General features: G+C 67.9%; 17 protein-coding genes. 14 read left to right on the forward strand and 3 right to left on the reverse strand.

The genetic code is table 11. The features are described from left to right. The 4 genes from PSV00_RS05600 to PSV00_RS05615 all read left to right on the forward strand — a co-directional run. A partial coding sequence (locus PSV00_RS05600) for a glutamate-cysteine ligase family protein (protein ID WP_300445528.1) occupies nucleotides 1-681 on the forward strand: 681 nt, incomplete at its 5' end. 7 nt (nucleotides 682-688) lie between these two features. After that, nucleotides 689-1,195, forward strand: coding sequence for a hypothetical protein (locus tag PSV00_RS05605; protein WP_300445529.1), 507 nt, complete (start codon nucleotides 689-691; stop codon nucleotides 1,193-1,195). 60 nt (nucleotides 1,196-1,255) lie between these two features. Continuing rightward, a complete protein-coding gene (locus PSV00_RS05610) occupies nucleotides 1,256-1,543 on the forward strand; it encodes a hypothetical protein (RefSeq protein ID WP_300445530.1) in 288 nt (95 codons plus the stop codon). A 99-nt stretch (nucleotides 1,544-1,642) separates the two neighbouring features. Next, a complete protein-coding gene (locus PSV00_RS05615) occupies nucleotides 1,643-1,882 on the forward strand; it encodes a type II toxin-antitoxin system ParD family antitoxin (protein WP_300445531.1) in 240 nt (79 codons plus the stop codon). 365 nt (nucleotides 1,883-2,247) lie between these two features. Here PSV00_RS05615 and PSV00_RS05620 read toward each other — a convergent pair whose 3' ends face one another. After that, a complete protein-coding gene (locus PSV00_RS05620) occupies nucleotides 2,248-2,706 on the reverse strand; it encodes a hypothetical protein (protein ID WP_300445532.1) in 459 nt (152 codons plus the stop codon). 152 nt (nucleotides 2,707-2,858) lie between these two features. Between PSV00_RS05620 and PSV00_RS05625 the strand changes: the two genes are divergently transcribed. The 4 genes from PSV00_RS05625 to PSV00_RS05640 all read left to right on the forward strand — a co-directional run bounded on the left by PSV00_RS05625 (nucleotide 2,859) and on the right by PSV00_RS05640 (nucleotide 6,621). Beyond that, a complete protein-coding gene (locus PSV00_RS05625; RefSeq protein WP_300445533.1) occupies nucleotides 2,859-3,608 on the forward strand; it encodes a DUF72 domain-containing protein in 750 nt (249 codons plus the stop codon). 262 nt (nucleotides 3,609-3,870) lie between these two features. Further along, the gene (locus tag PSV00_RS05630) at nucleotides 3,871-4,929 is read left to right on the forward strand and encodes an NAD(P)-dependent alcohol dehydrogenase (protein WP_300445534.1); all 1,059 of its coding nucleotides are present in this window, start codon (nucleotides 3,871-3,873) and stop codon (nucleotides 4,927-4,929) included. Nucleotides 4,930-5,057: 128 nt separating this feature from the next. Further along, entirely contained in the window at nucleotides 5,058-5,783 is a 726-nt protein-coding gene (gene phbB / locus PSV00_RS05635; protein WP_300445535.1) for an acetoacetyl-CoA reductase, read from the forward strand. 49 nt (nucleotides 5,784-5,832) lie between these two features. Continuing rightward, nucleotides 5,833-6,621 (forward strand): DUF4908 domain-containing protein, encoded by a 789-nt coding sequence (locus PSV00_RS05640; RefSeq protein WP_300445536.1) that lies wholly within the window; start codon nucleotides 5,833-5,835, stop codon nucleotides 6,619-6,621. 3 nt (nucleotides 6,622-6,624) lie between these two features. Here the strand turns inward: PSV00_RS05640 and gloB are convergent, their stop codons facing one another. Then, entirely contained in the window at nucleotides 6,625-7,353 is a 729-nt protein-coding gene (gloB, locus tag PSV00_RS05645) for a hydroxyacylglutathione hydrolase (RefSeq protein WP_300445537.1), read from the reverse strand. Between the two features lie 58 nt (nucleotides 7,354-7,411). Here gloB and PSV00_RS05650 point away from each other — a divergent pair, with 58 nt between their 5' ends. From PSV00_RS05650 to PSV00_RS05670, 5 genes are read left to right on the forward strand one after another with little or no spacing between them, the layout of a single operon-like run. Beyond that, complete coding sequence (locus PSV00_RS05650; protein ID WP_300445538.1) at nucleotides 7,412-8,182, forward strand: methyltransferase domain-containing protein; 771 nt, start codon at nucleotides 7,412-7,414, stop codon at nucleotides 8,180-8,182. A gap of 9 nt (nucleotides 8,183-8,191) precedes the next feature. Then, nucleotides 8,192-8,698 (forward strand): histidine phosphatase family protein, encoded by a 507-nt coding sequence (locus PSV00_RS05655; protein ID WP_300445539.1) that lies wholly within the window; start codon nucleotides 8,192-8,194, stop codon nucleotides 8,696-8,698. Beyond that, nucleotides 8,695-9,057, forward strand: coding sequence for a DUF952 domain-containing protein (locus tag PSV00_RS05660; RefSeq protein WP_300445540.1), 363 nt, complete (start codon nucleotides 8,695-8,697; stop codon nucleotides 9,055-9,057). The genes PSV00_RS05655 and PSV00_RS05660 overlap by 4 nt, the downstream gene beginning before the upstream one ends. After that, on the forward strand, nucleotides 9,054-10,103 hold the full coding sequence (locus PSV00_RS05665) for a quinone-dependent dihydroorotate dehydrogenase (RefSeq protein ID WP_300445541.1): 1,050 nt from the start codon (nucleotides 9,054-9,056) through the stop codon (nucleotides 10,101-10,103). Before PSV00_RS05660 ends, PSV00_RS05665 begins: the two co-directional genes overlap by 4 nt. A 54-nt stretch (nucleotides 10,104-10,157) precedes the next feature. Beyond that, nucleotides 10,158-12,047 carry an ATP-binding protein gene (locus tag PSV00_RS05670; protein WP_300445542.1) on the forward strand — a complete coding sequence of 630 codons (1,890 nt, stop codon included), beginning with the start codon at nucleotides 10,158-10,160 and terminating at the stop codon, nucleotides 12,045-12,047. A 24-nt stretch (nucleotides 12,048-12,071) separates the two neighbouring features. Here the strand turns inward: PSV00_RS05670 and PSV00_RS05675 are convergent, their stop codons facing one another. Next, entirely contained in the window at nucleotides 12,072-12,557 is a 486-nt protein-coding gene (locus PSV00_RS05675; RefSeq protein WP_300445543.1) for a peroxiredoxin, read from the reverse strand. A gap of 152 nt (nucleotides 12,558-12,709) precedes the next feature. Here PSV00_RS05675 and PSV00_RS05680 point away from each other — a divergent pair, with 152 nt between their 5' ends. Beyond that, complete coding sequence (locus tag PSV00_RS05680) at nucleotides 12,710-13,279, forward strand: YqgE/AlgH family protein (protein WP_300445544.1); 570 nt, start codon at nucleotides 12,710-12,712, stop codon at nucleotides 13,277-13,279. The last annotated feature ends 11 nt before the right edge of the window (nucleotides 13,280-13,290 follow it).

The raw sequence follows: 13,290 nt of genomic DNA on the forward strand, positions 1-13,290 counted from the left end.
GTCTGGACCGACACCGACCCCGACCGCACCGGCATGCTGGACTTCGTCTTCGCCGACGGCTTCGGCTTCGAGACCTATGCCAACTACGCCCTCGACACGCCGATGTATTTCGCCAAGCGCGGCGACCGCTATGTCGACGCCTCGGGCCAGTCGTTCCGCGACTTTCTCAAGGGCGAACTGCCGGCCCTGCCCGGCGAACGGCCGACGCTGAAGGACTGGAACGATCACCTGACCACCCTCTTCCCCGAGGTGCGGCTGAAATCCTATCTGGAGATGCGCGGCGCCGACGGCGGCCCGTGGAGCCGGATCTGCGGCCTGCCCGCCCTGTGGGCCGGCATCCTGTATGACGCCCCCTCGCTCGCGGCGGCCTGGGACCTGTGCAAGGACTGGGACATCGCCGACCACGAGCGGCTGCGCCGCGACGTCACCCGGCTGGGCCTGAAGGCCGAGGTCGCCGGTCGTTCGGTGCGCGACATCGCCGTCGACATGGTGGCCATCGCCCGCCGCGGCCTCAGGAACCGCGCCCGCATGTCCGGCGGCATGGTCGACGAGCGCGGCTATCTGTCCGAGCTGGAAGACATCGCCGACAGCGGCATCACCCCTGCCGACCGGCTGCTGAGCCTGTATCACGGCGAATGGGAAGGCGACGTCACCCGCATGTACCGGGACTTCGCCTACTAGGCCGGCCATGCCGACCGAGAATGAGCGCAAATATGTACTGGAGGACCCGGCGGCGGTGCTGGCCCTGTGGCCGCGCGCCGACTGGAGCGAGGTACGCCAGGGCTATCTGCCCGGGGATGCCCGTATCCGGCGGCAGACGACCGGCCGGATCACGACCGACAGCTTCACCTGCAAGATCACGGCGGCGGGACGTCTGATCGAGATCGAGACCGCCGTCGAGGCGCGCGATTTCGACGACCTCTGGCCCCTGACCACGCGCCGCATCCACAAGCTGCGCCATACGGTGGCCGATCCCGCCGGCCTGCGCTGGGACATCGACCTGCTGCTGGACGGTGAGGAGGCCTTCTACTGGGCCATGGCCGAATGCGAAATGCCCGAGGCCATGGACGCCCCGCCCTCGATCCTGGCCGCCCTGCGGCCCCATGTCGCCTATGCGGTGCCGCGTGACCGTCAGGTCGAATTCAGCAATGCCCGCCTGTCCGACCCCGCCCATGCGGCCGCCCTGGTCTGGTGAGCGCCCGGCTGCGGCAAACAACCACGGGAACGCGTAGCCAGCTTGAGCATTCGCTTTGGCATGACCCAGCAAACAACCCCGCCCAACCACCCCGCCGAACGCCCCGCCGACCACGACGCCCGCCTTTCGGATGGACCCACGATTGCCGTGAAAGAAGTCAAACAGGGCCGCGGCGGCCTGCGCATCCTGTGGGTGCTGCTGGCCTCGTTGACCCTGATCGTGATCCTGTTCGCCATCATCTACGCCGCGCGCGCCCCGGGCCTGAGCCAGACCGAGGCCGAAACCGACGCCCGTCCGATGCCGGCGGAGCTGCAGCCCCAACCGCAAGCCGATGTGGTGCCGCAATAGACGCGCCGGTCGGTCTCTGATTGCCGGCATGTCTCGTCCCGGCGATCACCTTGACAAGGTTTGCCATGATTGCGCCAATACGCGTCACAGGAGACCGCGATGGCGACGATGAACATCTCCCTGCCCGCGCCCATGAAGGCCTGGGTCGAGGAACAGACCCGAACCGGCCGCTACGGCAATTCCAGCGACGTGGTGCGTGACCTGATCCGCCGCGAACAGGACCGGGCCGACAAGATCGCCCATATGCAGCGGCTGATTGACGAAGGTTACGCCTCGGGAATCAGCGATCAGACACCCGAGGAAATCATCGCCGAAGCGCGGGCAGGAAACGTCCGATAGGCAGTTGTCATCCCGGAAGCGCCGCAGGCGCTGTCCGGGACGCTCGAGTGCAAGAAAATCAATCCTCCCGGAAGCGGCGTCAGCCGCTGTCCGGGAGACGGGCCGGGATCCCGCATGGCGGCACCCGTCTCCCGGACAATCGCGCCGCGATTTCCGGGAGGCCCCTGCTGTCAGGAGCAGTCCGTCCCGGATCGCCGCGTCGCGGCGTCCGGGATGACAAGGCGACCGGATCCTTACACATGTCGACCGCCCGCGCCCGCGCCGGACCGGCGACGTCCACTTTCGGTGCGAATGTCGATGCCCGATCCACCGGGGCCGGACATCACCAAGGACGGCTTCCGACCCATAGCGGACCGCAGAACGGCTCAGGCGACGCCATTACAATGGGCTGAAAGAACGCGGCGGCTTTCATAGTCAATCGAGAGCGTCACGATCTCGCAGCCGCCATCGAAGATGACGGCAAACGGCTCGTCGATGTGGATGTCACGGCGACCGCGCCGCAAAGCCTCCTCGGACGGCTGTGCAGCTGGCCCCAAGTCCTCCATTCCGTTCGCCGTATAACGAGACGTCCGCCAATCGGACGGATGAAGCTCGACCGGCGGCGCGAAAACAGCTTCGACAATCGCCTTCCCATCAATCTCGACCACTCGGTAGTAGCGAGCATATTCAGTGATTGGTTTCGGATCGCCGCTTCGGCGGTCTGTCGCGCTTAGAGCCGCATGCAGATCCAGTTCGGCTTCCAGATGTTGAGCCCAATCACGGGTTAAAATCGGCGATTGAGCGACGACAACCTGCTGCGACGCGAACGCTGCCAGACCGCCCAACAACAGTGCTTCGCCCCAAAACCTCATAGGCCAAACAAAGCGCGCCCTCGTCCGTAGCGCAAGTCAGCTTGCCACCCCTGGCAGACATGGGCTCGGACCCCGTTGTCAGACATTCCCGTTTCCTGCGATCCTCCGCTGTCAGGGAGCGAAACATGACCCACCCCATCCACATCGGCATCGGCGGCTGGACCTTCGAGCCGTGGCGGGGGGTCTTCTATCCCGACGGTCTGGTCCAGAAACGCGAGCTCGAATTCGCCAGCCGGGCCCTGACCTCGATCGAGATCAACGGCACCTACTATTCCACCTTCAAGCCCGACAGCTGGCTCAAATGGCGGGACGAGACGCCGGACGGTTTCGTCTTCGCGGTCAAGGCCAGCCGCTACTGTACCAACCGCAAGGTGCTGGCCGGGATGGGCGAGTCGATGGGGCGGTTCCTCGGTCAGGGGCTCAGCGTCCTGGGCGACAGGCTGGGCCCGATCAACTGGCAATTCATGGGCACCAAGAGGTTCGACCCCGAGGATTTCGAGGCCTTCCTGACCCTGCTGCCGGCCGAACAGGACGGGGTGCGGCTGCGCCATGCGGTCGAGGTGCGCCACCCCAGCTTCGACACCCAGCAGTTCTACGACCTGGCCGCCCGATACGGCGTGGCCATCGTCTATGCCGTCGGCGATGAGTCCCCCGACTGGCCCCGCATCGACCAGCCGACCGCCGGTTTCACCTATGCCCGGCTGATGTCCAGCCGCGAGGACGAGCCGACCGGCCTGACCGCCGCCGAGCTGCAGGCGGTGGCCGCCCAGGTCAGGGCCTGGGCCGGCCGCGGCGACGTCTTCGCCTATTTCATCTCGGGGGCCAAGCTGAGGAACCCGGCCGCGGCCCAGGCCCTGATCCGCGAACTGGGCTGAGGCGGGGCGACCCGTCCGGCTCTGACGCAGGGCCGTGCCAGGCTGGAGGGGCGGCCGGGTCCGGCCGCCGCCGCCCCGGTGGACCCAGTGGACCGAGTGGACCGAGTGGACCCTGTTTTTCTGTCCCGCTGCCCCGCCCGGGGTGGCGACGACGCCAGGGCGGCAAGGGGCCGCCCGCGGTCTTTCCGCCGCCGGTCCGCCTTGCGGCGGCGGGCCCGCGACCACATCTGAAGAGGCCCGCCGCCAGTCCGGAAACTCCCCCATGCCCATTGCCACCCGCGCCTTCGCCGCGACCGCCGCCCATACCCCGCTGTCGCCCTACAGTTTCGAGCGGCGCGACCCGGGTCCGGACGATGTGGCCATCGACATCCAGTTCTGCGGCGTCTGCCATTCGGACCTGCACGTCGCCAACAATGACCTGGGCAATACCCGCTACCCGATCGTGCCGGGCCACGAGATCGCCGGCGTCGTGTCCGCGGTCGGCTCGGACGTGACCCGCTTCAAGATCGGCGACCGCGTCGGCGTCGGCTGTATGGTCGACAGCTGCCGCGTCTGTTCCTCCTGCAAGGAGGGCGAGGAACAGTATTGCGTGCCGGGCATGACCCAGACCTATGGCTCGCCGGATCCCAAGGGGGCCGCCGTCGGCCAGACCGTGACCCAGGGCGGCTATTCCGACCACATCACCGTCGACCAGAACTATGTGCTGTCGATCCCGGACTCGATCCCGCTGGACGCCGCCGCCCCCCTGTTGTGCGCCGGCATCACCACCTATTCGCCGCTGCGGGAATGGAAGGTCGGCCCCGGCTCGAAGGTCGCGGTCATCGGTCTCGGCGGCCTCGGCCATATGGCCGTCAAACAGGCCGCGGCCATGGGGGCCGAGGTCACCGTCCTGTCGACCTCGGACCGCAAGAAGGCCGATGCCGAGCGGATGGGGGCCAAACATTTCCTGATCAATTCCGACAAGGCCGCCATGGCGGCGGCCGGCGAGAAATTCGACCTGATCATCAACACCGTCTCGGCCACCCACGAGATCGCCAGCCACATCAACCTGCTGGCCCGCGACGGCACCATGGTGATGCTGGGCCTGTCGACCGAGGGCATGCCCGTCTATGCCCTGCCGCTGCTGTGGCGTCGTCGCCGCATCGCCGGCTCGCTGATCGGCGGCATCCGCGAGACCCAGGAGATGCTCGATTTCTGCGCCGAACACGGCATCGCCTGCGAGATCGAGGTCATCGCCCCCGACCGGATCAATGAAGCCTATAGCCGGATGGAGAAGTCCGACGTCCGCTACCGCTTCGTCCTCGACATGGCGAAGCTCTAGACCGTCCGGCGTGGGGGGCCGCCCGCCCGGCCCCCACGATCGGGGTTCTCCCGCTCCCGCCAACCCGCTAGGATCGTCCCGAACAAGGCCCCGCGTCAGACGGAGCCGTCAGGGACAAGGAAACGCACATGGCTCGAGTGGCTCTGGTCACGGGTGGAACCCGCGGCATCGGCAAGGCAATCGTTCAACGTCTGAAGGAAGACGGCATGGCCGTCGCCGCCGGCTATTCCGGCAATGTCGAGGCCGCCGAAGCGACGGCGAAGGAATTGGGCGTCACCATCGTCAAGGGCAATGTCGGCTCGTTCGACGACTGCGCCCGGGCGGTGAAGGAGATCGAGGACCAGCTCGGCCCGATCGACGTCCTGGTCAACAATGCCGGCATCACCCGCGACGGCTTCTTCCACAAGATGAGCCACGACCAGTGGTCCGACGTCATCCGCGTCAATATGGACAGCGTGTTCAACATGACCCGCCATGTCATCGTCGGCATGCGCGACCGCGGCTTCGGCCGCATCGTCAACATCTCGTCGATCAACGGCCAGAAGGGCCAGGTCGGCCAGACCAACTATTCCGCCGCCAAGGCCGGGATGATCGGCTTCACCAAGGCGCTGGCGCTGGAGAACGCGCGCAAGGGTGTGACCGTCAACTGTATCGCCCCGGGCTATATCGACACCGAGATGGTCGGCGCCATGGACGAGAAGGTCCTGGCGGGCATCATCGCCCAGATCCCCGTGGGTCGACTGGGCAAGGGCGAGGAGATCGCCGACATGGTGTCCTGGCTGTCGGGCGAGCGTGCCGGATATGTCACAGGGTGCACGCTCTCGCTGAACGGCGGTCAATACCTGGTCGGCTGACCCCGACCTTGCCTAAAATCCGCCGGGGTGAGGTTCCACCCTCCGCCGCATGATATTCTCGGTTCCGGTCAGAACGGCGTCCACGCCGATCGCGACCACGCTGGCGCTCGCCATCGTGGTCGCGGGCCTGACGGCGACGACGGCCGCCCGGGCCCAGATCCAGGGCAATGCCCAGGCGGAACAGAGCCGGGCCCTTCGCAATCAGGACCGGTCCGACAGCCTGCCGACCGCCGGACGCTATGTCGCGGACAGTGGCGAGACCTTTGTTCTCGGCGGATCCGGCCGTCAGGCCCTGCTGCGCTTCGAGCGCCGCGACGAAACCTGGGTGTTGCGCCCGACCCCGGCCCCGCGCGGCGACATCATCTATCGCAATGACGCCGGCGAGCAGGTGCTGCGCGTGACGCCCGACGGCGGCATGACCATCTTCACCCCGGTCGCCCGGGGCGGCTCACCGGTGTCGTTCGCCGGACCGGGTCCGACCCTGTCACCACCGTCCCTCGGCCCGGCCGAGCTGTTCAACCTGATGGCGCGCCGCAGCGGCATGATCACCCAGGCCCTGGGCCGTCTGGTCGAGATCAATCTCGACACCGGCGATGACTCCGAATCCCTGGCCGTCGACGCCCTGATCATCTCCACCGATGCGGTGATGCGGATCGCCCGCTCGCCGTCGGCCCGTCCCAGCCTCAGCCGGCTGCGGCGCATCACGATCATCGAGGGCGATCGCGCCGCCGTGACCTATCTGAGCAGTGAGCTGAGGATCGTGGTGGCCCCCAGTCAGGGCCTGGCCGGTCGACCGTCGTCGGCCCGCATCATCCGCGCCTTCCTGCCCCAGGACTGACGCCTAGCCGCGGAAATCGTCCTTGGCGGCGCGGCGCACGGCGAAATCGGCGGCGTCCTTCGCCCTGAGGAACGGATTGTAGGCCCGCTCGACCCCTATGGTCGTCGGCACGGTCGCCTCGCCACGGGTCCGTGCGGCGAAAATCGCCTCGGCGTGGGCCCGCATCTCCGGACGATCATCCAGCGACAGGGCGAAGCGGGCATTGGCGGCGGTATATTCGTGGGCGCACCAGACCCGTGTTTCCGGCGGCCAGGCCGCCAGGGCCTGAAGACTGTCCCACATCTGCTGTGGCGTCCCCTCGAACAGGCGGCCGCAGCCCAGGGCGAACAGGGTATCCCCGACGAAGGCCTCGCCGTCGGCGACCGACCGATAGACCAGATGGCCCAGGGTATGGCCGGGGGTGACCGTGACCTGCAGCAGGGTCTGACCCAGCTCGACCGCATCGCCATCGCCCACGATCCGGTCCAGCGGGGCGACGCGCCCCACCTCGGCCGGTCCGACGATCTCACAACCGGTTCGGGCCTTGAGCGCCGCGTTTCCGCCGGTGTGGTCGGCGTGCCAGTGGGTGTTCAGGATCAGGTCGAGCGTCCCCCATCCCAGCCGTTCGATTTCCGACAGTATGGCGTCAGCGGCGGGCGTATCGATCGTCGCCACCCGACCGCTGGCCGCATCTCGGACCAGCAGGCCGTAGTTGTCGTTGAGGCAGGGGAACAGGTGAACGTGCAGGGCCATGTGCCCATTCTAGCAGCGACCGCTCGCCCAAGCCTACTGCAGCCGCTATGTTCGCCCGATGCGACGCAGCATCGAAGAGCTACGAGCCTTCTACGGTGAACCCTCGGGGGCGCTGGTGCGACGCCTGCTGGCGCGACGCCTCGACAACGCCTGGGGTGAGGCCAACGACTGCGACGTCCTCGGTCTCGGCTATGCCACCCCCTGGCTGGACGCCTTCGTCGGGGCGCGGCGTGTCGTGGCCGCCATGCCCGGCGGGCAGGGTGTCGAGCCCTGGCCGCTGGTGGGACGAAACCGCTCCCTTCTCGTCGATGACCGCCGCCTGCCGTTCACCGCCGGGAGCTTTGACCGCATCCTGCTGATCCACGCCCTCGAAGAGGCCGACGACGCCAGGGCCTTGCTGGCCGAAGCGGTCCGCGCCCTGGCCCCGGCCGGTCGGATCATCCTGACGGCGGCGGCCCGCGGCGGCCTGTGGTCCCGCGCCGAAGCGACGCCGTTCGGCCATGGCCGCCCATTTACCCGCGGCCAGCTGGAACGGCTGGTGCGCGAGGTCGGCCTTGAGCCGACCGCCTGGTCTCAGGCCCTCTACATGCCGCCGTGGCCGCCACTCCTGCCCCTGGCCGACGGCTTCGAACAGGTCGGACGCCATCTGTTCCCCGGGGCCGCCGGGGTGATCATGCTGGAGGCGACCCGCCAGGCCTATGCCCGCCTCCCGGTCAATGGCGCGACCCGCACCGTCCGGGGCCGGACACCGGCCATGGCCCCGCAACCGGCCACCCAAATGCCGGGTTCCGCACGGAACGATCTGGATGGATCGCCCGAACGCCCCTAAAGGGCGCTGATGCACCGACTGATCCTGATGCGGCACGCCACCGCCGAACGTGCCCCCGGCCCGGGCCGTGACCGTGACCGGCCCCTGTCGGCCACCGGCCGTCTCGACGCCGCGCGCATGGGCCGCGCCCTGGCGGCGCGGGGCCTGCGGCCGGACCGGGCCCTGGTCTCGTCGGCGACCCGCACCAGCGAAACCTGGGACCTGCTGCATGACGCCCTGGGCGACGTGGAGGTCCGGCATGAACCCGCGCTCTACAATGCCGGAGCCGATGTCCTGCGACGGTTCGTCGAGGCCTCCGAGGATGAGGTGGGCTGTCTGATGGTGGTCGCCCATAATCCGGGTATCCATCTACTGGCGGTCGAATATCTGATCGAAAGCGCGGCCTCACCGTCGATTCTTGACCGGCTGAGTGGCGGTTTCGAGCCGGCCTCGGTCGCCATCTTCACCGTGGATGCGGCCGGCCGCTGCACCTGGGAGGGCCTGCTTGAGCCCGGCACCGTCGGAGATCGGGAATGACCGTAGCCCTCGGGACGGCCTTCAAGCTGATCGACGCCGCCGAATGGAAGGCCGCCCTCGAGGCCGGTCACTACGACGGGTCCGCCGTCGACCGGGCTGACGGCTATATTCACATGTCGACTGCGGCTCAACTGGCCGAGACTGCGCGCCGCCACTATGCGGGCCGGGACGGGCTGATGCTTCTGGCGGTCAACACCGGGGCGCTGGGCGAGCGCCTGGTCTGGGAGCCCTCGCGGGGCGGCGACCTGTTTCCACACCTGTACGGTCCCCTGCCGGTCACGGCTATCGGCACGGTCCGCGCCCTGACGGTAAGCGACGACGGACAGATGCGCTTCGACGACGGCGGAACGGCTCCGTGAGCGGTTTTGATCCCGGCACCTGGCTGTTGCGCCGGCTGGACCCGGAGGTTGCCCATGGTCTGGCGATCCGGGCCCTGGCCTGGGTGCCCCTGCCCGTCCCCCCCGCCGACGACCCCATTCTCGCCACCACGGTCGCGGGCCTGCGACTGAGTAATCCTGTGGGTCTGGCCGCGGGGCTCGACAAGAACGGCGAGGCCTTGCGTGGCCTATCTCGCCTGGGCTTCGGCTTTGTCGAATGCGGCTCGGTCACGCCGCGCCCGCAAGACGGAAATCCAAGGCCGCGCCTGTTCCGTCTGTCCGAGGACCAGGCCGTGATCAACCGCATGGGCTTCAACAATGCCGGACTGGACGCCTTCGCCGACCGGCTGGCTCACCGCCCGCCACATGCCGTCGTCGGGGCCAATCTGGGGGCGAACAAGGACACGGAAGACAAGGCCGCCGACTATGTCGCCGGACTGCACCGCCTGGCTGGTCTGGCTGACTATTTCACCATCAATATCTCGTCGCCGAATACGCCGGGCCTGCGGGCCCTGCAGGGGCGGGCGGCGCTGGATGACCTGCTGGGCCGGATCGCCGAAGCCCGAACTCCGGGCGGCGTCCCGGTCTTTCTGAAAATCGCCCCTGACCTGACGGTCGCCGAGATCAGCATGATCGTCGAGGCGACCCTGGCCTACGGCATCGATGGTCTGATCGTGTCGAACACCACCCTCGACCGCCCGGACAGTCTGCGTTCACCATACAGGGATGAGTCCGGGGGGCTGTCGGGTGCCCCGTTGAAGGTCCGGGCGCGGGCCGCACTGCGTGCCGCCGCCGAGGCCGGATCCGGCCGTCTGCCGCTGATCGCGGTCGGTGGAATCGACTCCGGGGCCGAGGCCTATGCCCGCATTCGCGCGGGTGCCGCTGCGGTTCAGCTGTATTCGGCGCTGATCTACGGGGGGCCGGGACTGGTCCGCCGGATCAAGCGGGATCTGGCCGCCCGGCTGCGGTCAGACGGGTTTTCCACACTGCAGGAAGCGATTCTGGCGGGCCCGTTGACGGAGCGTTAGGGCTACCCGGGCATGGTCATTTCAAGGGTAAACGTGCCCGCCTCGGAAAGCCGCATGCCACAGGCCTACGCCGACACACCGTCTGACTGGACCGACGCCGTCCGACAGCGCCGCAAGGCGTTGCTGCAGCGGCTCGGCATGGGGGCGGCCGCCGCCCTCGTGTTCAGTCCGGTGATCGGCTGGACCTACTGCCTTTCCTGGGTGGTCGGCTATTTCGCGATCCAGCTTCTCGACATCTGGGTCTTCGAGCCGATCAACAGCGGCAGGAGCAGCCATCTTCGCGGCCCGCGCCTGTTTGCCGGCGGCGTCCTTCTGTTTCTCAACACCCTTTATTTCGGCAGCCTGTCGATCCCGCTCTGGCTGATCGGCGGGGCGATGGGTGGTATCTGCGCGACGATTCTCCTGACGGCCGGTGCCGTCTACAGCGTCATCAACGCGCCTCGGTCCAAGGTCGTTCTGGCCCTGACCATCATCCCGCATCTGACCTATCTGGCGGCCACGCCCTTCTTCATGTCCGTGCTCGGGGCCTCAACCGCCTTCGCCACCGCCACGGCCATCTCCGTGGCCGTCTTCGCCACCTATTGCGTCTCGACCTGGATGCGGCTGAACCAGGCCCGCACGGCCGAGAGCCAGGCCCGCGTCGAGGCTGACCTCAAACGGGCCGAGGCCGAACGGATTATGGAGAGCCGCAGCGCCTTCCTGGCGGCGGTCGGCCACGATCTGCGCACTCCGATCAGCGCCATCCTTACCGGAGCCGCGGAACTGGAACGGGGTGCCGGAGACAATGCCGGCCGGGCCCAGGCCCAACTGATCACCGACGCCGGCGTGATGATGAAGGCTCTGCTGGACGACCTGCTCGACCACGCCAAGCTCGAGGCCGGGCATATGACTGTCGAGGCCAGCGATTTCGACCTCCGGGCCCTGCTGTCCCAGACTGTTCGCCTCTGGCGCGGACCGGCCCGGTCCAAGGGGCTCAAGCTGCGGGTCGAGGGGGCCGCCTCGATCCCACAGTTGGTACGCGGCGACCCCATGCGTCTGCGCCAGGTGCTGAACAACCTGCTGTCCAACGCCATGAAATTCACCGAGACGGGCTCAGTCACCCTGCAGCTTCGGGCCTGGGACGATGAACTGACCCGCCACGCCCTGCTGATCGAGATCAAGGACACCGGCCCCGGCATGACCCCGGCCCAGGTCGACCGCCTGTTCACGCCGTTCGACCAGACCGCAGAAGGCGTCGGCAGCCGCTACGGCGGTTCCGGCCTCGGCCTAGCGATCAGCCGCCAGCTGGTGGAGCTGATGGGCGGACGGCTCACCGCACGCAGCGTCCGCGACGAGGGCTCCAGCTTCACCCTCGCCCTGAACCTGATGGAAAGCCGGACCGCCGCCGTCGCGGCACCGTCAGAAGCCCTCGACCAGGACAGCCGCGACGCCGTTGCCCAGTCCCTGGGTCGTCGCGTGGCCAGGCCCGTCCAGCAACCCAGGGCACCGGTCGCGGAAGAGGTGGTCGCGGTCGAGGACGACGAGGAGGGCCGCCCCATGCGGGTTCTGGTCGTCGACGATCACGACATCAACCGCCGCGCTATCCAGCTGATCCTCCAGCCTCTCGGCTGCGATATCGCCACGGCCGCCGACGGACTCGCGGCTCTGAAGATCTGCGAGAACGCCAGCTTCGACCTGATCTTCATGGACGTGCGTATGCCCGAGCTGGACGGACGCGAGACCACGCGCCGCCTGCGGGCGGGCAACAGCCCGAACGCGGATACCCCGGTTATCGCCGTCACCGCCGATACTTCGGCCGATGACATCGCCGCCTGTATGGCGGCGGGCATGACCTATTTCGTGCCCAAGCCGATTACCCCGACCCTGCTTCTGGGGGCGGTCTCCCACACCCTGGCGGAAGCCGGAGCTGCAGACGACGACGACACCGCCGCCGCCGTCGCCTGAGCTCCGCACCTCGACCCTGTCGGTCTAGATCTGGGCCAGCAGATGTTCAGCTGACGAGACCTTGAACTCACCACCCTGTTCGATGTTCAGCTGGTCGACCACGCCGTCCTTGACCAGCATCGAATAGCGCTGTGACCGCTCGCCCATGCCGAAGCCCTTGGCGTCCATGGCCAGACCGACGTCGCGGGTGAAGTCACCGTTGCCATCGGCCAGCATGACGACGTCGTCAGAACCGATGCCCTGGCTGTCGGCCCAGGCCCCCATGACGAAGGCGTCATTCACCGAGACACAGGCGACGGTGTCGACACCCTTGGCGGCCAGGTCGGCGCGATGGTCCTTGAAGCCCGGAAGGTGTCGGGCCGAACAGGTCGGAGTAAAGGCCCCCGGCACCGCGAACAGGGCCACGGTCTTGCCCTTGAACAGGGAGTCCGTCGTCACCGGACGGGGACCGTCGGGGGTCATGGTGGTCAGGGTGGCCGAGGGAATACGGTCGCCGATCTGGATCGTCATCGCAGGTCTCCGGTGTTTGGGAAGGATTAGGTGTCCTGCGTCAGATAGAGAGCCGTCGCCCCATCTCCAAGGGGCGCGCCCCCGGAAGCTGTCGAGCGCAATTCGGCAGCCACCCGCTTGCGCAGCGGCACGGCGCTGCCGATGATGGTCATATGAGCGATTTCCCCTCCCTCGTCGGACGGTTGCTGGTGGCCATGCCGGGCATCGGCGATCCACGTTTCGAGCATGCGGTGATCCTGATCTGCGTCCACGAGCCGGACCATGCGATGGGGCTGCGCCTCGATCGCCCGGCTCCGGGTGTCGACCTGAAGGCGGTCCTGGCCAGGCTGGACACCCCGGTGCCGGCCCGGGCCTCCGGCCAGCCGGTGCTGATCGGCGGTCCGGTGGAACGGGAACGCGGCTTCGTCCTGCATACCGACGACTGGATGGCGGCCGACGCCAGCCATGCCTTTGGTCAGGGCCTGGCCATGACGGGAACCCGGGAGGCCCTGGTGGCCATGACCGACCCCCTGACCGGTCCGCGCCGGTCGACCCTGCTTCTCGGCTATGCCGGCTGGGGCCAGGGTCAGCTCGAGGACGAGATCAGCGAGAACGTCTGGCTGACGGCCGACGCGGACACGGACCTGATCTTCGACGATAGTCATGACACCAAATGGAGTCGGGCCGTGGCCGGCCTCGGCGTGGATCCGGGACAGCTGTCCGGTCAGTCCGGGCGGGCCTGAGGCCGCCACAG

The sequence above is a fragment of the Brevundimonas sp. genome (assembly GCF_029945885.1).
GTDB lineage: Bacteria > Pseudomonadota > Alphaproteobacteria > Caulobacterales > Caulobacteraceae > Brevundimonas.